Below are 20,728 nucleotides of genomic sequence, written 5' to 3'. Positions count from 1 at the left end.
TGGCGTGTAAGGGCCGTGCGGTTTGATTCGGTGTGTGATTGAAAAAGTGAATGAAACCGCGCGGCTTGGTATTGAGTCTAGCGCGTTCGATGGTCGGGTCTTGCTTGGCTTGGACAGGTTGGGGTTGAATCCCGTCTCGCAGAGGCACGTGGTGTCAGGTTCGCGGGCGGGAGTGTGGCTGATCGGCTGCGAGCCGGCGGACGAGACCGTGCGATACTGCCGTGATTGCGGTGCTATGGGCCGCGTGCGTTCCTCGTGGCGGCGCCGGTTCGCGCACACGCCCGTCGGCCAGCACGCCGTGCATTTGATGGTGCGGGTCAGACGCTATGAGTGCGTGGCGTGCGCGTGCTCGTGGACGGACGACCTGACTCGCATAGCCGACGAGGGCAGACGTTTGACGGACGCGGCGGTGTGGTGGGCCGCTGCCGAGGTCGTGCTCAAATCGAAGAGCGTGCTCGCATGCGCCCGTGACCTGCACTGCTCGTGGGGTGCGTTGAACCGGGCCGTATTGGAGAAAGGCATGGACGTGCTGGTCGCCGATCCACGCCGGTTGGACGGCGTGGAATCGATCGGCGTGGACGAGCACGTATGGCGGCACACCCGCACGGGCAGCCGGTACGTGACCGTTATCGTGGACCTCACTCCCAGGAGGACGGGCCGGCCGGCCCGCCTGCTCGACATGGTCGAAGGCAGAAGCGAGAAGGCGTTCGCCCGATGGTTGGAGGAACGCCCGCAATCATTCCGTGACCAAGTCAAGGAAATCGCGATGGACGCGTTCGCCGGATACAAGAAAGCCGCCGCGCGCCAGGTGCCCCACGCCGTGGAGATCCTCGACCCGTTCCACATCGTCAAACTCGCTGGTGACAAGCTCACCGCCGTGCGCTGCCGGCTCCAACACGAGGCCACGGGACGACGCGGCACCAGAACGGACCCGCTCTACAAGGGCAGACGAATCCTATTGAAAACCGCCAGCCTGAGAACCGACAGGCAACAAGCCCGGGTCGACCTGTTGCTCGCCGACCCCGCGAACAAGCCGCTCGCCCTCGCGCACGGCGCCTACCAGAAGATCATCGACTGCTACGCGCGGGAAGACCGCGGGAAAGGCCGGGGCATGATGGCCGAACTCATCGAATCCCTCGCCGTCAAAGGCGCGACACCAGGATGCCCCGAACTCGCCACGCTCGGCCGCACCCTCAAACGACGCATGAGCGACATCCTCGCGTTCTTCGACCACCCCCACGGGGCGAACGGGCCCACCGAGGCCATCAACGGCCGACTCGAAACCCTCAGAGGCATCGCCCTCGGCTTCCGCAACCTCGACAACTACATCACCAGAAGCCTACTCCACACCGGCGGATTCAAACACGCCATCCAAACCCACCTCTAACCACCACCCCTACACACCAAAATGCGAAGAGCCCCTTCAGTCCCCCCGCCCATCCGCCGGATCTCCATTGGGCCACCGGTCGCATTCGCAAGTCGATGCGCGCATGACCGGCTATCGACCTGCTAGCACTCTGTCGGGCTTACATTGCTGCTTGCTGTATTCCTTTTTCTTAGCTCCCCTTGTCGGGGGAGCTGTCACGAAGTGACTGAAGGGTAGTCATAACCCATCGCCGATCAGCCACACTCCCACTCGTGAGCCCGACACCACATGCCTTTGCGAGACGGGATTCAAACGCAGCCTGTCCAAACCAAGCAAGACCCGGCCATCAAACGCGCTAGACCCGTTACCAAACCGCGCGGTTTCCTTCACTTTTTCAATCACACACCGAACGAAACCGCACGGCCCTTACACACCAAAATCGGAAGAGCCCATTAGGTCCGGCAAAGTACCAGCCGCCACGAACCCGACTACCGCTCGTCCACCACCTCGGCGGTGATGAGACCATCCTCGTCCATCGTGCCGATCGGATCGAGATAGTGGTCGAACTCGTAGAGCACCTCGTCGCTCGGCGCGGCGGTGGCCAGCGACACCACCACGATCGCTGCCAACGACAGCACGAACGCAGGCAGCAGCTCGTAGATCGCGAACACGCCGCCGAGCGGCTTGACGAACTCATGCCAGATCAGCACAGTCGCCGTCCCCACCAGCATGCCTGCGATCGCGCCCGGACGGTTCGTACGGCGCCAATACAACGAGCACAGAATAAGCGGGCCGAACGAGGCGCCGAGACCGGCCCACGCGTACGAAACAACCTGGAAAATCGAGGAGTTCTGGTCGTAGGCCACGATCACGCCGAACACAAACATGAGTACGAGCGTGGCGCGAGCCACCATCATCACCTGCCGGTCGGTCGCGCGGCGGTGCACCACGCCGCGGAACAGGTTCTCCGCCATCGCGGACGCGCCGATGATCATGTAGGACGACGACGAGCTCATCGACGCGGCGAAAATGCCCGACACCACCACGCCGCATATGAAGCTCGGCAGCAGCGTCTGCGCGATCACGATGAACACGTTCTCCGCACTGGCCTGCGTGAGGAATTCAGTCGGCAGCATCGCGCGGCCCACCAAGCCGATGCACACGCCGCACGCCAGCGAGAGCACACACCACGAGGTCGCAATGATGCGCGACTTGCGGATCTCCTCCACGCTGCGGATCGACAGGAATCGTACGAGCACCTGCGGCATGCCGAAATAGCCAAGTCCCCACGCCATCATCGACACGATGGTGATGATGCCGTAGTCGCGCGGCGAGGAGAACACGGCCTGACCGTCGCGGATGATCTGCTCGCCGAGGTCGTTGAGCGTCGGCACCGCGACCTCGGTGCCCGACAGGAAGCCCGGAATGGCGCGCAGGAACGCGACCGTGTTGCCGATGCCGCCCGCCGAGGCGACCGAACCGACGAACACTACGGCCAGCGCGAAGAACATGAGCATGCCCTGGATGAAATCGGTCACCACTACCGACAGGTATCCGCCGACGATGGTGTACACGAACACGACCATCGCGCCGAGGATCATCATGAGGTGGTAGTCGAACCCGAACAGGGTGGCGAACAGCTTGCCGACCGTCACGAAGCAGCTGCCGACATACACGCAGAAGAACACGAGAATGATGAATGCGGCAATGGTGGAGAGGATGTTTTCGCGGTCATGGAAGCGCTTGGAGAAGAAGTCGGGGATGGTGATCGCGTCGCCGGCCACCACCGAGTAGCGGCGCAGACGCCGCGCGACGAGTTTCCAGTTGAGGTACGTGCCGACGGCTAGGCCGATCGCGGTCCACATCGGGTCGGCCGCGCCGGTAAAATACGCAAGACCGGGCAGGCCCATGAGCAGCCAGCCGGACATGTCGGAGGCCTCGGCGGACAGGGCGGTGAGCCACGGGCCCACGCCGCGGCCGCCGGCGAAATACTCTTGGGACGAGGAGTTGGAACGCTTCGAAAACACGAATCCGACCGAGAGCATCGCGGCGAAGTAGATGCCCATCGCCAAGAGAATCCAAAAATCGTTAAGGCCCATGTTCTTCCTGTCTCTTCTTGGTGTTCGTCGGCGTATTGGACGATTCCCCTGTTCGGTATTAAAAGGTGAGGGATTCGGATGAGCAAAGGCGACGAACCAGTGGTTGTCGCCAATGTACCGACAAAATCACGAAGCGGACCGTTGTGTCTCGCACTGTGGGCCGTAATGTTCGGGTTCCGCCCTCTGCGGCCTAAAGCGGGTTGGAGGACCATGTATAAGGCCAGAGCGATGGGGCGGTTCGATCGAGGCGGCAGCTGCGATGCGTTCAAATTGTCATGTATCGACAATCTACATAATCGATGCGTTTGATGCGCATGCATGGATGGTGATGAACGCCAAACGCATTCCAAGCATCCACTATCTGCGATCTGTGAGGCAGTTTTTCGATTCTGCACGCCTCTACTTGCGATCTGTGAGGCAGTGATTCCCAGATCAAACGGATAAAACGTTGAAATTGAGGGTAGGAATTGTGGTTTTGCCATGCCTGTTGCAGCGGTGGATGCCTCACAGATCGCAGATAGAGACATGCAACCTGCCAAAACTGCCTCACAGATTGCAGATACCAGCAAAAAACGAAGTCAACGGCCAAATAGGGATGGCCCGACCCCCAGCACCCTGGGATCGGGCCATCATGCCAAACAAGAAACAGTGCTTCCGGGTTTTCAGTACTTCATGCCCATGGCCTCGCGCACCTGCTCGAGGGTTTCCTCGGCGATGGCGTTCGCGCGCGCGTTGCCGTCGTGCAGCACGTCGCGCACGTAATCCATGTCCTTTGCCAGTTCGGCGCGGCGCTCGCGATGCGGCGCGAGGAAGTTGTTCACGGATTCGATCACGTACGCCTTGAGCGCGCCGGCGCCGGCCTCGCCGATCTCCTCGGCGATCTCCTTCGGGTCGCGCCCGGTCACGAGTCCCGCGGTGGTCAGCAGCGCGGACACCTGCGGGCGGGCGATCGGATCGAACGTGATGCGGCGCTCGGAGTCGGTCGGGCTCTTCTTGATGAGCTTGGCGGTTTCCTCCGCGGTGGCGCCGAGCATGATCGAGTTGCCGTACGACTTGCTCATCTTGCGTCCGTCGAGGCCCGGGATTTCCGGCGCGTCCGACAGGATTGCGGCCGGCTCCGGGAACACCGGGTGCTTCTTCGCGTAACGCTCGTTGAAGCGGCGCGCGATGGTGCGCGTGATTTCGACGTGCGGCAGGTTGTCCTTGCCGATCGGCACGACGTTCGCCTTGCAGAACAGGATGTCGCACGCCTGATGCACCGGGTAGGTGAGCAGCAGGCCGGTCAGCGCGTGGCCCGACGCCTCCATTTCGGACTTGACGGTCGGGTTGCGGTGCAGCTCGGCCTCGGTGACGAGCGACAGGAACGGCAGCAGCAGCTGGTTTTCGGCCGGCACGGCGGAGTGCGTGAAGATCATGGTCTTCTTCGGGTCGATGCCTGCGGCCATGTAGTCGAGCACGAGGTTGAGCACGTTGTCCTGGATGTGCTCGGTGGTGTCGCGGTCGGTGATGACCTGATAGTCGGCGATGATGATGTTGGTGTTCACGCCGCGTTCCTGCATGGCGACGCGTTCGCGGATGGAGCCGAAGTAGTGTCCGAGATGCAGACGTCCGGTCGGACGGTCGCCGGTGAGCATGGTGAATTTGCCCGGGTTGGCTTCGAGCTTGGCGAGCGTTTCGTCGGAGCGCTTCTTCGCTGCGAGGAAGCTCGCGCTCATTTCGTTGCCGGCCGCAGTCAGCTGCTGTTCTTGGGTCTCATCCGTCATTGTCGTTGTCCCGCCTTTGCGTGTGTTCGCGCGTGTTGAAACACCTGAAAAATATCGCTTTTATCGTAAAAGTCCGAGACGACAAGCATGGCGCGGCAAACAAGTGGTACTCTCTTATGTGATGAATCAACACGTACAGTAATTATTCAGGGGGTCACATGGGCCGCGGACGTCAGAAAGCCAAGCAGCAGAAAATTGCCCGGAAGCTCAAGTATTTGACCACTGACACTGATTACGACGAGCTCGCGAAGGAGCTGAGCTCGCAGGAGCCGGGCGTGGGTTCGCCTGATCCGTTCGCCGATATCGAAGCGCAGTATGCGCATGATCACGATACGGACGCTGATTCGGACGTGCAGTCCGGTGTGTCGTCGTCCGCGTCGACCGTGAGCGACGACGATCTCGACGAGTACGCCAAGTGGGCCGCCGAGGCCGCCGCGAAGGCGACCAGCGGCGAGTTCCCTGTGACGGCTGCCAAGCCTGTCGCTCCGAAGCCGCACAAGCCGATCCCGATGCCGGTGCCGAGTGCGCTTAAGCCGAAGAAGTAACGCCGGTATCGTTTCATGCGCTTGCTTTAGACCGTCGCGTGATTGCTGGCATGATTGTCACGATCCGCGACGGTCGTTTCGTTGTACCTGATTTCGCTGCGAAGCTCTGTGCGTCCGAGGTGTGTTTTGACGCCATTGCTGATGGATGGTTGCGCTCGTCTCGCTGCATGAACCGTGGTTGTGCGGTGCTGATGCAAGTTGGCCGGATGGTCATTCGCGCAACAATGTGAAGAACCGGATCACAGCGGCAGCAGGTCGCTCAGATCGTCTCGTTCGCCGACGGCGGTGATGTGTCCGGCATTCTTTTCCTGCGCCCATGTGGTGATACCTGCCGCGAGCCGCAGCCAGACGTCCGGTTCGAGTTCGATGACGTCAGGCGGGGTGAGATTGTGCGGGTCGGATGCCGGTCCGTCGAGGATTTTGATCGCGCCCCACGGTGCGACGCGCACTTCCACGCCCGGGCCGGGAGCGCGGCGTTCCAGCAGGAACAGTGTGTACCGCACCGCCATCGCCCACACGGGCCGCGGCAGCTCCGGACTGATCGACAAAGCCGCCGTCTCCCCCACGTCGGTGCTGTCCTGTGTTGCGTTTGTTGTGTGTGCGGCGTCCGTTCCGTGTGCGGGGCCCATGCCGCCCGCAGCAGTGTCGCGGTCCGCTCCGTTCACGCCGAAGTCGGCTGCGTTCCCGCGTCCAATCCCGACCGTCGCGGCCTGCGCCCGTGCCGCCTCGACCCACTGCGCCCAAGCCTGGCGCCCCTTCTCAATATCCTGTTCACGAATCACAGCCATGCCCACCATTCTGCCATGGCCGGCACCGCTGCGTTCGTTCCATGCGTGATCGACGGAAATTGGAAAGTATCCGGCAACATATGGTCCCGTTCAAGAGTATTGTGTGTGTGCATTCCAAAGCCAAGAGAAAAGAAGCCCGCAATGCTTGAGATTTCGCATGTTTCCAAATCGTTCGGGGACATGCGGGCGGTGCGTGACGTGAGTCTGCGGCTCAGGCCGGGCCGCGTGACGGCCGTGGTCGGCCCGAACGGCGCGGGCAAGTCGACGCTGCTGCGCATGGCGTGCGGTCTGCTCGTGCCCGATTCCGGAGCGGTGACGCTCGACGGCAGGCCGATCGCGAGCTACGGCAGCGGCCTGTACCGCAGACTGTCGGCGGTGCTGGAGGACAGTTCGCTCGCGTACATGAGCCTGAAGGGCTGGGACAATCTCGACTATCAGGGCGCGCTGTACGGGTTCGGCCGCCGCGAGACGCGCGAACGCTGCGCCGAACTGCTGGACATGCTCGATCTGCGCCGGCATATGGACAAGCGCGTGGGCGACTGGTCGCGCGGCACGCAGCAGAAGCTTGCGCTGGTCACCGCGCTGCTCCCCCGCCCGCAGGTGCTGCTGCTCGACGAGTCCACGCTCGGCCTCGACGTGGTCGCCAAACGCGATTTCCTCAACGCCGTGCGTGCCTCGCTGGCCGACGGCGTGGCCGTGATGATGACGTCGCACCAGTCGGAGGTCATCGAGCATGTCGCTGACGACGTGGTGCTGATCGAGCACGGCCAGACCCTGTTTTCGGACACGTTTGACGCGTTCATGAGGCATTACGCCGTGTCTGGCGACGATGCGGAATCCCTCGAACAGGTGCTGTTGGGCATCTTCGATCAGGAGTCGACGTCAGATGCGGATGAAGACGGCGATAACTGATGTTCCGTTGATTTTCCGCCGTACATCGCCTGCCGCCGGCCACCCGCCGTCTGCCGGACGGCCCTGCGGATCGTCGGCGATCGCACACCGCGCGCACATGGATATCGCGCATATGGATATAGAGAAGAGCGTCAATCATGAGCAACCATTCGTCCCTCCCGCAATCCGGAACGCGCCCGGTCGCGAGTCCCGCTCCGCGCATCGCGCCGTCGGCCGCATCGTCCCTCCGCCCGAATCCGCTCCGCGCGTTCGCTGTCCTGTACGTGGCGGAAGTCCGCCGGTATTTGGACGAAACGCGCGTCTATATTTCCAGCTATCTGTCGTCGATGGCCGTCACGGCGATCGTCGTCGCGATGTTCGTCTTCGCGACCGACTTCGGCTCCGACCCGTCGTACTGGGTCGGCTTCCTGTTCTGGAACGCGGCGTCGACGCTGGTGGTCGAGTCGAGCGTTTCGATTTCGTCCGACAAGCAGAGCGGCACGTTCACGCAGCTCATGCTGCGTCCGGCGTCGATGCTGCTGCAGATCACGGTCAAAACGCTCACGTGGTCGGTGGTGAACATTGCGATCGACATCGTGTTTCTGGTCGCGCTGTTTGCGCTGATCGGCGCGCCGGTCGGTTTCTCGTGGTCCGTGATTCCGATCGCGCTCGTCACGTTCGCTGGCCTGTACGGGCTGACGATGGTGATGGCGTCGCTGACGGTACGCTATACGAAAACCGCGTCGTGGTGCGATCTGATCGGCTATGCGATGATGTTTCTTGGCGGCGTGGTCATGCCGGTCGACCAGTTGCCGCGTCCGCTGGAACTGTTGGGCCGGCTGCTGCCGATCACGCAGGGCATTGCGATGTCGCGCAACGCGATCGCTGGCCGTATGCTGTCGGCGGCGGACTGGCTGGTGTTGTGCGGACAGTCGGCGGCGTTCGTCGCGCTCGGCTACGTGCTGTTCCAGCTGATCATGCGGTCGGGCCGTCGGCACGGCATCAACATGCGCTACTGATTGTCGATGCGGGCGCCGGCGGGTGCGCGCGATGCGATGGTGCGTGGCTGACGCGGCGGTCGGTATCGTCGCGCAGCTCGATTCATGTCGTCGTATGGCGCGGTCGCCGATCGCGACTGTCGCATGTCGTCGCGCGTCGTCGACGCGTATGCTGCGCGTGTTGCGACGGCCGGTATCGAACCGGTTTCATATCGCGCTTATCGCAACGGTTTGCACGATTCAACAGGATGGTCGTGCGTAACGTTTGCAAGCGCTTGCCGCGATTTTCTGGCGCTATGTATGAGTTCGACATGACGACACTACGTTGCATGTCCCGGATCGTGTTGTATGATGGCAGCGTTGATGCAAACGATTGCAGAACGTAAGGCAGCGTTCACCTTGCTGTTCATGCGCTGTTACCGTAACGGAGCATAATGGCCGAGGAACAACAACACCGGAAGGAAAGTTCAGGACATGACTGAAATCACCGCACCCAAGTCGCCGGTCACGACCGAAGAGTTCACTGACCGCATCCGCGAACAGCTGAAGTACGCGCAGGGAGTCACCCCCGAGCAGGCCACTCCGGCCGACGTGTACGTCGCTTCGTCGCTCGTCGTCCGCCACTATCTGCAGGACGCATGGTTCAAGACCCAGCAGGACATGGTCAACGGCAACACCAAGGCCGTCGGCTACCTGTCCGCCGAATTCCTCATGGGCAAGCAGCTGCGCAACGCGCTGCTCAACGCCGGCATGATCGACCAGTTCGACGCCGCCGTCGAAGGCCTCGGCTTCAAGCCGCAGGACGTCATCGACGCCGAATACGAGCCGGCCCTCGGCAACGGCGGCCTCGGCCGTCTCGCCGCCTGCTTCATCGACTCCCTCGCCTCCCTCGGCGTGCCCGCCTTCGGCTACGGCATCCAGTACCGTTACGGCATCTTCAAGCAGGAGTTCGACAAGGACGGCAAGCAGGTCGAAAAGCCTGAATACTGGCTCGCCAACGAAGAGCCGTGGGGCCACACCGACTACAACCGCTCCCAGCGCGTCAACTTCGGCGGCAAGGTCGTCACCAAGGCCGACGGCTCCAAGGAATGGCAGCCGGAGTGGTCCGTGCGCGCCGTCCCGGTCGACTACATGGTTCCGGGCTACGCCTCCGGCCGCGTCAACACGCTGCGCCTGTGGACCGCCAAAAGCTACGACGAGTTCGACCTCGCCACCTTCAACAAGTCCGACTACCTGAACGCCGTCAAGCCGAAGGTCAAGGCCGAGGACATCTCCAAGATCCTCTACCCGGAGGACTCCACCCCGCAGGGCAAGGCGCTCCGCCTCGAGCAGCAGTACTTCTTCGTCTCCGCGTCCATCCACGACGCCATCCGCGTGTTCTACCCGGGCCAGGACAAGCCGGACCTGACCACCTTCCCGGACAAGATCACCTTCCAGCTCAACGACACCCACCCGGTCATCGGCATCCCGGAGCTCATGCGCGTCCTCATCGACGAGTACGGCTACGACTGGAACACCGCGTGGGACATCACCACCCGCACGTTCAACTACACCTGCCACACGCTCCTGCCGGAAGCGCTCGAAGTCTGGCCGGCCAAGCTGATCGGCGAGCTGCTGCCGCGTCACCTTGAGATCATCAAGGCCATCAACACCAACTTCCTCGCCGAGCTGGCCACCAAGACCCGCGACAAGGCGAAGATCGACCGCATGCGCATCGTCACCGAAGGTGACAACCCGCAGGTCCGCATGGCGTACCTCGCCACTGCCGGTGGCTCCCACGTCAACGGCGTGGCCGCGCTGCACTCCGAGCTGCTCAAGGACGTCACCCTGCGCGACTTCTCCGACATCTACCCGGACAAGTTCACCAACGTGACCAACGGCGTCACCCCGCGTCGCTTCATCCGCCTCGCCAACCCGCGCCTGTCCGCCCTCATCACCGAAGGCCTCGGCACCGACCGCTGGCTGAGCGACCTCGAGCTGCTCAAGGGCCTCGAGCCGCTGGCCAAGGACGATGAGTTCGTCAAGAAGTTCGCTGCCGTCAAGCAGGCCAACAAGGAGGACTTCGCCGCCTACGCGAAGCGCGAGTACGGCTTCGAGCTCGACCCGAACACCATGTTCAACACCATGGTCAAGCGTCTGCACGAGTACAAGCGCCAGTCCCTCAAGATCCTTGCGCTCATCGCCAAGTATGCCGACATCAAGTCCGGCAAGGTCAACGTCGACGACGTGCTCCCGCGCACCGTCATCTTCGGCGCCAAGGCCGCCCCGGGCTACTACCTGGCCAAGATGACCATCCAGCTCATCAACAACGTCGCCCGCGTCGTCAACAACGACCCGGACGTCAAGGGCAAGCTCAACGTGTACTTCCCGTGGAACTACAACGTGCGCCTCGCCCAGCACCTCATCCCGGCCACCGACCTCGACGAGCAGATCTCGCAGGCTGGTAAGGAGGCGTCCGGCACCGGCAACATGAAGTTCGCCCTCAACGGCGCGATGACCGTCGGCACCCTCGACGGCGCGAACGTCGAGATCCGCGAGCGCGTCGGCGCCGAGAACTTCTTCCTCTTCGGCATGACCGTCGACGAGGTGGACAAGCTGTACGAGGAAGGTTACTCGCCGGCCAAGTACTACGAGGCCGACCCGCGCCTGAAGGCCGCCATCGACATGGTTTCCGACGGCACCTTCTCCAACGGCGACCGCAACACCTACGCGCCGCTCGTCGCCGACTGGCTCACCAAGGACTGGTTCATGACCCTCGCGGACTTCACCGCGTACACTGAGATCCAGTCCGACATCGAAGCCCTGTACCGCCAGCCGCTCGAGTGGAACCGCAAGGCCCTGCTCAACGTGGCGAACTCCGGCTACTTCAGCTCCGATCGTTCGATCACCGACTACCTGGAGCGTATCTGGCACACCGGTCCGCTGGCCTGATGACGGAATGAGTCCGTTGCCGTGCATCGGTTGCGCGGCGTAGCGGATAGCAGATCGAAGAAATGCCTCGCTTGGCGATTGCCGAGCGGGGCATTTTTGATATGGTCTAGCGGTTTTGCTGCGCTGAACTCCAGTAGCGGGGTGTTTTGGTGATGGTCTGGCGGTTTTGCCTCACAGAGAGTGCTCCTAGCGTAGCAATGTGACGATGATCTAACCGTTGTGCCTCGCTGAGGATGTTTTGCGGGGTAACTTGACGAAGGCCTATCCGTTTTGCTGCGCTGAGGGTGTGGTTAGCGGGGCGATTTGACGAAGGTCTGGCGGTTTTGCCGCGCTGCGGATTCGCGATCGACATACTCGCCGAGGCGAGATCGATGTGGGAATACGCAAAAGCCCCGCTCCGCGATGATCGAAAGATCGGCGGAACGGGGCTTTGCGTGAAGCGTTGATGCGGTCGAAAATCAGGCTTCGGCGGCAGCGGCCGGCTTGTCGGCTTCGGCTTCCGGCTCGGCTTCGGCGGCCTTCTCGGCGGCCGGCTCCTCGGTGCCCTTGTTCAGACCCAGGTCGACCGGCGAGGAGCTGTTCTCCCACGGCTCCTCCCACGGATCGTAATCCGGGTTCTGCTGCTTGTAGATGTACAGGCCCACCAGACCGGCGAGCAACGCGCCGAACAGCAGCGCGAAGAACTTCCAACCGTTAGAAGACTTGTTCTCCATGACGGCTCCTTTCCCAATCGTGCGGCCGGCTTGCCCATCCAAGCCAACTCTGTTCTCCATCATAGGCCGGATTTTGTGACGATTGGGTGGATTTACACGCGACCCTTCCCGGTAGCATCCCATCGTCGCGATGGCGATCCGCGTCCGTCCGCTACAGTGGGGAGCATGGCTAACCATCATTTCAATCTGTTCCCCGGCGTCCCTCCCCTGCGCGACATTTTCGACAAACGGCACATCCGCTATCAGTGGCGCGACAACGGGCCCGTCTTCACGTCGGCCATTCTGCTGATCTGCGTGGCCGTGTGGGTTGTGGAGCTGCTGCTGTCGTTCGTCTGGCCCACCGGACTGTCGCTGCTGCTCGGCGCGGGCACGTTCCGACCGGTGTTCGCCGTGACCCGACCGTGGACGTTCGTCACGTCGCTGTTTCTGCATCAGCCCACGTCGATCCTGCATATCCTGTTCAACATGCTCGCACTGTGGTCGGTCGGTCCGGTGCTGGAGAAACTCATGGGCCACTGGCCGTTCCTTGCGCTATACGCGGTTTCCGGCATTGGCGGTGGGCTTGGCATGATGCTGTGGTCGCTGGTCGTGCCTGGCGAGTGGCTGACGGGTGCGTACGGTGCGTCGGGCGCGCTGTTCGGCCTGTTCGCGGCGATGCTGATCGTGTACCGGCGCATCGGCGCGGATATCAGTTCGATGGTCGTGTGGATGGTGATCAATTTCATGCTGCCGGTCGTGGTGAGCAATATCGCGTGGCAGGCGCACGTCGGCGGCTTCCTGATCGGCGGCCTGTTCACGTGGCTGCTGGTGTCCGGCCCGCGTTCGTTGCGCGGCAAGAGCCTGACATACCGCACGGCCGTGTACGGCGGAACGCTGCTGGTTGCGATGATCGTGCTGGTCGCGTTGGTCAACGTCGCGAATCCGGCGGGCGTGCTGGGATTGCTGATGCAGTGATCGGGATCGCCGATGCGGCGGCGATGCGTTGACGTGCGTGCGGCGTGATGTCGATGCGGGCCGGTGCCGGACGATGATGTTCGGCGCCGGCCCGTGTGATATATGCGCGGAATACGCCGAGGTTGCCGATGCGGCGGACGCCGCCGTCTGGTGCGGCGGATGATGCCGTGAACATGGGTTGATGGGGCGAAAACACTGGATATATGGCCGGGTGCGAAGGTGTATGGCTATATCTTGTGGTCGGGAAAATAATTACACACATGTAGTTCTCCACATTCGGTGGATAACGATGTGGATAACTTGGGTATAAGTGCGAATAAGCGGTGGATAACTGGGGGATAATTGCCTGCTGCATATGGGGATAACTTGTGAAATCGTTGGAATTGCAACGATTGTGGATTGTGGATAATGTGCACAACAAGTTATCCACAGTGCTGTGGATAGTATGCGGTGGATAAAGTTCTCCACATAATGTGGATAACTATGGGGATAACTCGTGGATAACTGCCTGAAATCGGTGGACAACCACTACGTTGCCGGTGGATAGCTGGTGGATAGTCTGTGGATAACTTGTGGATAAGTCCGCGTACCCCTTGGAATTCCAAGGTTTTACCCTGTGGATAACTCATCACTCAAGTTGCTGTCAATCGGTTGATGGCTTGTCGGTCATTCACCAAGATGTACCGTCTCGCAGTGTGAACCGTGCCGTTGTGGCAATTCAAGAGCTAGGGGCGAGGTGGTGTCATGTGCGTGTCTGCGTGCGCGGGCCGACGAATTGGGGAACAAGGCGGTTGCTTGCCCCTCATTTGACTTTCCGCGGTGGAAAGCGTTATACTTTCCATAACGGAAACAATCATGGTGATGCGCAACCCGTGAACGCTTCCGGACCGGTCAACCAACAGGAACAATCACGCATCCGTCTGTCAAGGCGGCCGCCTCGCAATCGTCCGTGTCATGTCAAGCAGGGCGAAGACGAATCGAGAAACTATTCGGAACCGTTGTCGGGAAGAAGAAGATTTCTCCACTCGCTTCGCTCGGTCGAAATGACAGAGACCGACCCGGCCGGTGCGACGACATATCCGCAATAACCAGTCCACCGCGCATCATCGGCGAACAACGCCGGCGCACAGTACAAGGAAGTCACCATGAACCGCAATAATTCGCATTCTCCCAGCTCATCATCTGCAGTCGGCAAACCGGCGCCGGCCCAATCGCAACATGACGCGGTCCGGGCCGCATCCTCCGGACCGGACCGGCCGTCCCAACGAAACAGTATGCCGTCGTCCGACCGACTCTCCGCCGCGGACGCGCTGGCCTTCCTCACCGCCGACCGCGAGGCCGTCGCTCGGAAATTCGCCACACCACTGTGGTTCAACATCGTCGTCGCGATCGCCACGGCCATCGTCATCCTGTTCATGTGGGCGACGCGCAACAACGCTTTCGACGTACTGGGCGCCAACGACACATACTTCATCATCGCGTACATCGCGCTGCTGATCAGCATGTGCGGTGCGATCGGGGCGTTGCTGTTCGGCGTGTCCAAAAGCGGCGTTCATGTGTTCGCGCATCCGCCGACGCGCAAGGGGTGGGCGTACGTTATCGCAGCGTTCGTCGTTTATATCGGCGCCTCGATCGTCGTCATGATCATACCGATGCCATGGTGGATCGGCGTATTGATTGCGGCCGTATCCGGCGCGGTGGCGCTGCAGCTCACGCAACTGGTCAACCGCGAAACCCGCGACTACATCATGGCTGGCGGGTCGATGGCCGAATTCCAGCTCGACAGCGGCGGCCGGCGACGGTACGGCGCGAACGGCGAACTGTGGACGACGGCGCGGTTCCGCGCGCTGCCCGAAGCCGAACGCCGCGAAGCCGCCCAGCTGGTCGTCACGCCATGGTGGCTGTACCCGTGCCAGTCGGCCTGCGCCATGGCGGTCGTTGCGTGCGTTGCGAACTTGGCGCAGATGGTGGTCCGGCAGGAATGGATGCTGTTACTCAATGTGCTGTTCCTCCTGGTCTGCATCGTCGGGATGGCGGTAATCATGGTTCGCTGGACGCGCGGCAGCAACCTCGATCTGCGCATGAAACCGCCGACCCGCGTCTGCTGGGCGCTGTACATCGGCATGTGCGCGACGTGGCTTATTCCGGTGTATCTTGGCGGATACACGCTTGGCCGCATGGCGCGGCATCCCGAAGTACCGATGACGGAACTGGCGGTTGGCGGCGCGGTGTTCGTGGTGCTGTTCTCGGTGCTTGGCTGGATCTACGACCGCAGGCAGCGCGACGCAATCGCGGCGGGAGCGTGATCGGCGTGACCGGTATGATAAGGGTTTCGTGCGTCAGGCGGTTGCCGGGGCTGGTGTGCGGAACCCGGAATGAGTACGGGAAGCGCAAACCGGCAACCGGTACATGCCTGGAATATGATGTCGGAAACCCTCAATGGACAGGACCGCGGAAAGGAGGCGCATCGTGAGTGAACCGCAGTTCAACGAAGTGATCCACGCGCCGATGCGCCTGCGCATCTGCGGCATGCTGCACAGCGCCGGAGAGGTCGAGTTCGCCGCGATCCGCGACATGCTCGGCGTGAGCGACGCCGTGTGCTCCAAGCATCTGAAGGTGTTGGCGGAGAACGGCTATGTCACGCTCGACAAGCGTCCGGGCAACCGCAACGGCCACGACATCACCTGGGTGTCGCTCACCGACGAAGGCGCCGAGGCCTTCGCCTCCCACATCGCCGCTCTTCAGCTCATCGCCGCCGGCATGGCGTGATGTGGATGGCATCGCAGTTTGTCGATCGAGAGGCTGAATCCGTGGTCTGCGGAGGTCGGTTTGACGATCGAGAGGCTCATGCATCCGCCATGAACACGCTTATCGGCCACATATCACCCCCGAAATGGATGCTTGCGTCGTCCTGACGACGACAGTTCGCCTCTCGATCGTCAAACTGACCTGTGCATGGCTCGTAATCAGCCTCTCAATCGTCAAACTCCCGAGGGCAACGCATGCTTCCGGCCATTCCCGACCTGACGCCGATTCCCGCTATTGGTCTTCCAGCGTGCGTTCGCAACAACGCGTTCCGCGCGTTTCCGCGCTTCATCCCCCTCATCACACGCTCATTGCAAAGGAGCCATCATCATGACCACCGTAACGTTTGAACCCATGAACGACGCCGTACCGCCCGTCGCTGCCGCCGTGAGCACACCGGCTCGGCCCCTCGTCGGTCGCGCGTCGATCCTGCTCATCGCCTACATGGCGCTTATGCAGGGCTTCGGCCTGCTCGCCGACCATGCCGCCCCGATCATCGGCATTCCCGCCGCCGTCGCACAACCCGTCGCGCAGATCATCGGTTTTGCCGGTGCCGTGCTTATCCTCGCCGCGACTTCGCTCCCCCTCATCTGTACCAAAACGTTCTGGCTGGGCGAGTCGGCCCCAACCTCCCGCAAGCGCATGACCCCGCGCCGTGCGCTCATGCTCATCGCCGCAATGCTCCTCATCCAAGGCATCGCCAACAGCATCGCCATGCTGTTGCAAACGGCGCTCGGTTCGGTGGGCGTTCAACTGAAATCGGCATCGATGGAAGGCATCAACGGCATGGCTTCCGAATCGTGGCTGATGGTGGTCGCCGTCGTGCTGGTCGGTCCGCTTGTGGAAGAGATCGTGTGCCGTGGCCTGGTGATGCGCTCGCTGGCAGGCCGGGGCAGGATGTTCGCGCTGACGACCAGCGCCGTGCTGTTCGGCCTGATGCACGGCGATGTGCTGCAAGGTCTGTTTGCCGTGATGCTCGGTCTGCTGCTGGGCTACGTGGCGATGGAGTATTCGCTGATGTGGGCGGTCGCACTGCACTGCGTGACGAATGCATTCGCCATGTTCATGACGCAAGTGGTGGCCAAGCAGTCGACGGAAGTTGCGGCTGTGATCGGCTTGGTGCTGATTGTGGTCTACATCGCCTCCGCGGTGCTGCTGTTCCGCCGCCGCGCCGCGATCCGCGAGTATATTGCAGCGAATCGGTCCCTGCGCGGCAGCTACGTCGGATGGACATCGGTGTGGTTCCTGCTGATGGCGGTGTACTTCGTGGTGGCCGCATCCGCCGGTTTCTCGCTGATGTGAGGGCGGCCGGTGGGTTAACGCCGATGTTCGGCAGCCCGATGGCGAGGAGGATCATCTTGCCATCGGGCTTTGGCCGACCTCGAGACAGTTGCTCTTCCTCGCGGAGGTTGTTCGGGGACTGAGAGGACCTTCCGTACGAGGCAATCCCGGGCGGCGGATACGCTGGAACGCATGCTGATGTCGCCTGAAACCGCCCGATTTGCCGCCGAACACCGAAACGAGGACGTGCGCGAGCTGGCGCTCAAGGCCAAGCGCACGGACGAGCTGGATCTGCCGATGGCGCTCGACCAGATCGCCGGATGGCAGACGGCCCGCACCAAACTGCCGCAGTGGGCGGCGTGCGAAGACATCATCTACCCGCCGCACATTTCGATGGAACAGTGCTCGTCCGAGTTCACCGCGCAATACAAGGCAGAAGTGGCGCGGCGTGTGGTGCAGGACAGCGAGTGCCGCAGATGCGTTGACAATGCGAACGCCGCCGCCCGCGAGCCGGGCGAGGCTGCCGGCGGAAACGCTTCGGACGATGCTGCTGATAATGGCGTTGACCGTGTTCAGCAGGAGGCTGCATGCCCCGGCACGATGATCGACCTGACCGGCGGGTTCGGCGTGGACTTCTCGTATATCGCCCGCGGATTCGAGCGGGCGATATACGTGGAACGGCAAAAGCATCTGTGCGAATTGGCCGAGCACAACATGCGGGCACTGGGACTGGAACACGTGATGATCGTCAACGACGATGCGGAAACAGTGCTGGGTGAGTTGGCCACTGTTGCATCGGCTTCAGCGCAGTTGGCCGGAATGATTGTCGATGTGGCGAACCGTAGACGCTCCCCCAGTCAGCCTGCGGCTGACAGCCCGACCGCAATTGAGGACAGGCTGTGCCTGCGTTCTGTTGGCTCGACTGTCGTCGAGCCTTCGCCTAGAAACGCCGTCGGCGTTTCTTTAACGGCTCAGCCCAGCCGAGGGGGCCGAGGCTCCGCCAGCATCTTAGATAAAACCGCCGCCGCGTTGATCTTCATCGATCCGGCGCGACGCGACGCGCACGGCGGGCGAACGGTCGCCATCGAGGACTGCACGCCGAACGTGCTGGCCCTGCGCGACCGGCTGCTCGCAGCCGCTCCGCACGTCATGATCAAGCTCTCCCCCATGCTCGACTGGCGCAAGGCCGTCGCCGATTTCCGCGGTGCGGTCGGCGAAGTGCACATCGTGTCCACCGGCAACGAATGCAAGGAACTGCTGCTGGTTCTGAACCGCGAAACCAATACGACAGTCCATGTCTGCTGCGTCAACGACGGTGACCGGCTGGACTATGTCATTCCGGGCGATTTCGCAGTCGGGGATGCGGGATTTGAGTCGGGACTCAGTCTGCGGAAAGATTTCTCGACTCCGCTACGCTCCGCTCGAAATGACACAGGGAAGGTGGCTGGTTTCGCTCGAAATGATGGCGGGAAGGCCGTCTCCAGTCGTTCGCTCGGCCGCACGCCGCTGCCGGAGACGATCACGTACCTGTACGAGCCGAATGCGTCGATTATGAAGGCCGGCTGCTTCGCGCTCGTCGAGGAACGCTACGGCGTCACGCAGATCGGTCCGAACAGCCACCTGTTCGTTTCCGGCGAAGCCCGGCCGATCGCTGATTTCCCCGGTCGCGCGTTCGCCGTCGAAACCGTCACCGGCATGGGCAAGAAGGAACTGAAACAAGCGCTCGCGAATCTCGCCAAAGCCAACATCGCCGTGCGCAATTTCCCGCTCACAGCCGTCCAACTACGCAAAAAGCTCCGGCTGAACGACGGCGGCGACACGTATCTGTTCGCCACCACGCTCGCCGGAGCCAAGCATGTGATCCTGCGCTGCCGCCGGCTGTAAGAACCGGGACGGCAAGGGCCGCGCAGAGGGCCGAAAGTTGGGAGCCGGACTCAGCGCCACCACATGGTCATGATGAAGCCGACCATGATGATCACGAGCGCGATGAGCAGGTTCCACGCGCCGATGCCCGGAATCGGGTAGTCGGTGGTCAGGTAGTAGCAGACCGCCCAGATCAGGCCGATGATCATGAGCGCGCAGAACAGCGGCACGAACCAGCGCGGGTTGGACTTGGTGCCCTTGATGGTCTCTTCGACGCGCTTGGTGTTCTCCTCCTGACGGGCCATCATGCGCTGCATCTGCGGCGTCATGGCCGACTTGTCGGCGGTGGCGTTGAGCACGGCCTCGACCTGGTCCATCGGAACGCCGTAGTTCTCGTCGTCGGAATCATCGGAGGAAGCGTCGGCGGCGTCAGTGGCGTCGGAGGCGGAAGTCGCGGTCTGGTCCTCGGCGGACTGGTCCGCGGCGGTGTCGGCTTGCCAGTCCTTCTGGGTGTCTTCGTCGTTGTCGTGCAGCTGGGTGTCTGCCATCGGTATGTCTCCTTTAATTTAGGCTAAAAGTCATCATAGTGGTTAGACTCGAAACCAGCGAATAATCGCCGGCAAAACGGCTCATCAGATGGCACGTGACGGGTGCGGCCGGGGTCGGCGCGACGCACACGCGACGAAAGGACGGTACATGGCGAGGCACACGGTCGGCAAGCACGGCGTGCGGCGCCCGTGGTTCAGCCGCGTCGCCGCACTGCTGGTCATCGCACTCACCGGATTCCTGCTCGCGACGAACGTGCGCGTCAATCGCACCACCGTCATTTCGTCCGACACCGCGGATCTGATTGAACAGCGGCAGAAGCACGTGACCGAGCTGAGCAACGACGTGAAGCGGCTCAGCGCGAAAATCGATACGCTCAAGGATCTGACGACCGACGGTACGGACTCATCGAACGGCGACATCAACAGCGCCGGCTCGGGCACGAACTTGAAGGCGATCCACGGGCCGGGCATCACGGTCACGCTCGACGATTCACCGTTGTGGGAGAACATGGTCGACAACAACGGCTCGGCGGCCAACATCAACGATTACGTGGTGCATCAGGAGGACATCGAATCCGTGATGAACGCGTTGTGGGCCGGCGGTGCGGAGGCGATGATGATCCAGGACCAGCGCGTCTTGTTCAACTCCGCGGTGATCTGCCAGGGCAACGTGCTGCTGCTGCAGGGCCGCAAGTATTCGCCGCCGTACAAGGTGTCGGCGATCGGCCCGGTCGACGGCATGACGCGCGCGCTTGGCGCGTCGAAGGCCGTGCGGATCTACAAGCAGTACGTGAGCGCGTTCGGCTTAGGGTGGAAAGTGGAGTCCAAGGATAATCTGGAATTCCCGGAGGCGGTGGCGTCGCTGCAGTCGCTGCAGTATTCCAGCGTTATCGGGTCGGAATCCGAGGACGAGTCGAAGGACACGTCCGACGAGCACGACGCGGGTGGCGGCCAGTAACGCGCGATCGCCGCTGCGACCGTGCGGACGATCGTGTGGACGACTGTGCGGGAGCCCGCACGGCGACCGTGATCGGAAGGGGAACAGGACTTATGGAGTATTCGCAATCATCGGAAACGCTGGCCGACGTGGCCGACGTGGTTGATTCGGCCGCGTCCGCCACGGCGTCGGGCGTAGCAGCGTCGGGCGCGGCCGGGGACAACATGTCGCGTCGCGCTCGCCGCT

The 20,728-nt window shown here is 62.2% G+C and carries 16 protein-coding genes; 11 read left to right on the top strand and 5 right to left on the bottom strand.

Annotated features, from left to right (window positions below; genetic code table 11):
- Nucleotides 1–70 precede the first annotated feature (70 nt).
- The gene (locus tag BBIA_RS02920) at nucleotides 71–1,387 is read left to right on the top strand and encodes an ISL3 family transposase (protein ID WP_051923727.1); all 1,317 of its coding nucleotides are present in this window, start codon (nucleotides 71–73) and stop codon (nucleotides 1,385–1,387) included.
- Nucleotides 1,388–1,854: 467 nt separating this feature from the next.
- Here BBIA_RS02920 and BBIA_RS02915 read toward each other — a convergent pair whose 3' ends face one another.
- Both BBIA_RS02915 and trpS read right to left on the bottom strand, forming a co-directional pair.
- The gene (locus BBIA_RS02915; protein WP_033492789.1) at nucleotides 1,855–3,465 is read right to left on the bottom strand and encodes a sodium/proline symporter; all 1,611 of its coding nucleotides are present in this window, start codon (nucleotides 3,463–3,465) and stop codon (nucleotides 1,855–1,857) included.
- Between the two features lie 662 nt (nucleotides 3,466–4,127).
- Nucleotides 4,128–5,228: a tryptophan--tRNA ligase gene (trpS, locus tag BBIA_RS02910; protein ID WP_033492787.1), complete on the bottom strand. Its 1,101-nt coding sequence runs from the start codon at nucleotides 5,226–5,228 to the stop codon at nucleotides 4,128–4,130.
- 158 nt (nucleotides 5,229–5,386) lie between these two features.
- Here trpS and BBIA_RS02905 point away from each other — a divergent pair, with 158 nt between their 5' ends.
- Nucleotides 5,387–5,773 (top strand): DUF3073 domain-containing protein, encoded by a 387-nt coding sequence (locus BBIA_RS02905; protein ID WP_033492785.1) that lies wholly within the window; start codon nucleotides 5,387–5,389, stop codon nucleotides 5,771–5,773.
- A 239-nt stretch (nucleotides 5,774–6,012) separates the two neighbouring features.
- Here BBIA_RS02905 and BBIA_RS02900 read toward each other — a convergent pair whose 3' ends face one another.
- Nucleotides 6,013–6,402 (bottom strand): sterol carrier family protein, encoded by a 390-nt coding sequence (locus tag BBIA_RS02900; protein WP_081891933.1) that lies wholly within the window; start codon nucleotides 6,400–6,402, stop codon nucleotides 6,013–6,015.
- A gap of 300 nt (nucleotides 6,403–6,702) precedes the next feature.
- Here BBIA_RS02900 and BBIA_RS02895 point away from each other — a divergent pair, with 300 nt between their 5' ends.
- The 3 genes from BBIA_RS02895 (at nucleotide 6,703) to BBIA_RS02885 (ending at nucleotide 11,381) form a co-directional block, all read left to right on the top strand.
- The gene (locus BBIA_RS02895) at nucleotides 6,703–7,473 is read left to right on the top strand and encodes an ABC transporter ATP-binding protein (RefSeq protein ID WP_033492784.1); all 771 of its coding nucleotides are present in this window, start codon (nucleotides 6,703–6,705) and stop codon (nucleotides 7,471–7,473) included.
- Between the two features lie 137 nt (nucleotides 7,474–7,610).
- Nucleotides 7,611–8,471 (top strand): ABC transporter permease, encoded by an 861-nt coding sequence (locus tag BBIA_RS02890; RefSeq protein ID WP_051923697.1) that lies wholly within the window; start codon nucleotides 7,611–7,613, stop codon nucleotides 8,469–8,471.
- Nucleotides 8,472–8,924: 453 nt separating this feature from the next.
- Complete coding sequence (locus BBIA_RS02885; RefSeq protein ID WP_033492782.1) at nucleotides 8,925–11,381, top strand: glycogen/starch/alpha-glucan phosphorylase; 2,457 nt, start codon at nucleotides 8,925–8,927, stop codon at nucleotides 11,379–11,381.
- A gap of 458 nt (nucleotides 11,382–11,839) precedes the next feature.
- Here the strand turns inward: BBIA_RS02885 and BBIA_RS02880 are convergent, their stop codons facing one another.
- Nucleotides 11,840–12,094 (bottom strand): hypothetical protein, encoded by a 255-nt coding sequence (locus tag BBIA_RS02880; protein ID WP_033492780.1) that lies wholly within the window; start codon nucleotides 12,092–12,094, stop codon nucleotides 11,840–11,842.
- Nucleotides 12,095–12,259: 165 nt separating this feature from the next.
- Between BBIA_RS02880 and BBIA_RS02875 the strand changes: the two genes are divergently transcribed.
- The 5 genes from BBIA_RS02875 (at nucleotide 12,260) to BBIA_RS14390 (ending at nucleotide 19,018) form a co-directional block, all read left to right on the top strand.
- Nucleotides 12,260–13,048, top strand: a complete 789-nt coding sequence (locus tag BBIA_RS02875) for a rhomboid family intramembrane serine protease (RefSeq protein ID WP_033492779.1) — start codon at nucleotides 12,260–12,262, stop codon at nucleotides 13,046–13,048.
- Between the two features lie 1,274 nt (nucleotides 13,049–14,322).
- Entirely contained in the window at nucleotides 14,323–15,354 is a 1,032-nt protein-coding gene (locus tag BBIA_RS02870) for a hypothetical protein (protein WP_033492777.1), read from the top strand.
- A 163-nt stretch (nucleotides 15,355–15,517) separates the two neighbouring features.
- Nucleotides 15,518–15,817 carry a transcriptional regulator gene (locus BBIA_RS02865; RefSeq protein ID WP_033492775.1) on the top strand — a complete coding sequence of 100 codons (300 nt, stop codon included), beginning with the start codon at nucleotides 15,518–15,520 and terminating at the stop codon, nucleotides 15,815–15,817.
- A gap of 366 nt (nucleotides 15,818–16,183) precedes the next feature.
- Nucleotides 16,184–17,155 carry a CPBP family intramembrane glutamic endopeptidase gene (locus tag BBIA_RS02860; RefSeq protein WP_033492773.1) on the top strand — a complete coding sequence of 324 codons (972 nt, stop codon included), beginning with the start codon at nucleotides 16,184–16,186 and terminating at the stop codon, nucleotides 17,153–17,155.
- A 171-nt stretch (nucleotides 17,156–17,326) separates the two neighbouring features.
- Complete coding sequence (locus tag BBIA_RS14390) at nucleotides 17,327–19,018, top strand: THUMP-like domain-containing protein (protein WP_033492771.1); 1,692 nt, start codon at nucleotides 17,327–17,329, stop codon at nucleotides 19,016–19,018.
- 50 nt (nucleotides 19,019–19,068) lie between these two features.
- On the opposite strand, the gene crgA is transcribed toward BBIA_RS14390, so the two are convergent.
- The gene (gene crgA, locus BBIA_RS02850; protein ID WP_033492769.1) at nucleotides 19,069–19,545 is read right to left on the bottom strand and encodes a cell division protein CrgA; all 477 of its coding nucleotides are present in this window, start codon (nucleotides 19,543–19,545) and stop codon (nucleotides 19,069–19,071) included.
- 148 nt (nucleotides 19,546–19,693) lie between these two features.
- Between crgA and BBIA_RS02845 the strand changes: the two genes are divergently transcribed.
- Nucleotides 19,694–20,503, top strand: a complete 810-nt coding sequence (locus tag BBIA_RS02845) for a DUF881 domain-containing protein (protein WP_033492767.1) — start codon at nucleotides 19,694–19,696, stop codon at nucleotides 20,501–20,503.
- The last annotated feature ends 225 nt before the right edge of the window (nucleotides 20,504–20,728 follow it).

It is taken from the genome of Bifidobacterium biavatii DSM 23969 (assembly GCF_000741165.1).
Lineage (GTDB): Bacteria > Actinomycetota > Actinomycetes > Actinomycetales > Bifidobacteriaceae > Bifidobacterium > Bifidobacterium biavatii.
This window is presented reverse-complemented; position numbering and strand designations above follow the sequence as displayed.

Bases quoted from the DNA above. Each gene is read 5' to 3' on its own strand.
- BBIA_RS02885 (WP_033492782.1), top strand. From the start codon at position 8,925: ATGACTGAAATCACCGCACCCAAGTCGCCGGTCACGACCGAAGAGTTC.
- BBIA_RS02895 (WP_033492784.1), top strand. From the start codon at position 6,703: ATGCTTGAGATTTCGCATGTTTCCAAATCGTTCGGGGACATGCGGGCG.
- BBIA_RS02915 (WP_033492789.1), bottom strand. From the start codon at position 3,465: ATGGGCCTTAACGATTTTTGGATTCTCTTGGCGATGGGCATCTACTTC.
- BBIA_RS14390 (WP_033492771.1), top strand. From the start codon at position 17,327: ATGCTGATGTCGCCTGAAACCGCCCGATTTGCCGCCGAACACCGAAAC.
- BBIA_RS02890 (WP_051923697.1), top strand. From the start codon at position 7,611: ATGAGCAACCATTCGTCCCTCCCGCAATCCGGAACGCGCCCGGTCGCG.
- BBIA_RS02900 (WP_081891933.1), bottom strand. From the start codon at position 6,402: ATGGGCCCCGCACACGGAACGGACGCCGCACACACAACAAACGCAACA.
- BBIA_RS02845 (WP_033492767.1), top strand. From the start codon at position 19,694: ATGGCGAGGCACACGGTCGGCAAGCACGGCGTGCGGCGCCCGTGGTTC.
- crgA (WP_033492769.1), bottom strand. From the start codon at position 19,545: ATGGCAGACACCCAGCTGCACGACAACGACGAAGACACCCAGAAGGAC.
- BBIA_RS02905 (WP_033492785.1), top strand. From the start codon at position 5,387: ATGGGCCGCGGACGTCAGAAAGCCAAGCAGCAGAAAATTGCCCGGAAG.
- BBIA_RS02875 (WP_033492779.1), top strand. From the start codon at position 12,260: ATGGCTAACCATCATTTCAATCTGTTCCCCGGCGTCCCTCCCCTGCGC.
- trpS (WP_033492787.1), bottom strand. From the start codon at position 5,228: ATGACGGATGAGACCCAAGAACAGCAGCTGACTGCGGCCGGCAACGAA.
- BBIA_RS02870 (WP_033492777.1), top strand. From the start codon at position 14,323: ATGCCGTCGTCCGACCGACTCTCCGCCGCGGACGCGCTGGCCTTCCTC.
- BBIA_RS02880 (WP_033492780.1), bottom strand. From the start codon at position 12,094: ATGGAGAACAAGTCTTCTAACGGTTGGAAGTTCTTCGCGCTGCTGTTC.
- BBIA_RS02860 (WP_033492773.1), top strand. From the start codon at position 16,184: ATGACCACCGTAACGTTTGAACCCATGAACGACGCCGTACCGCCCGTC.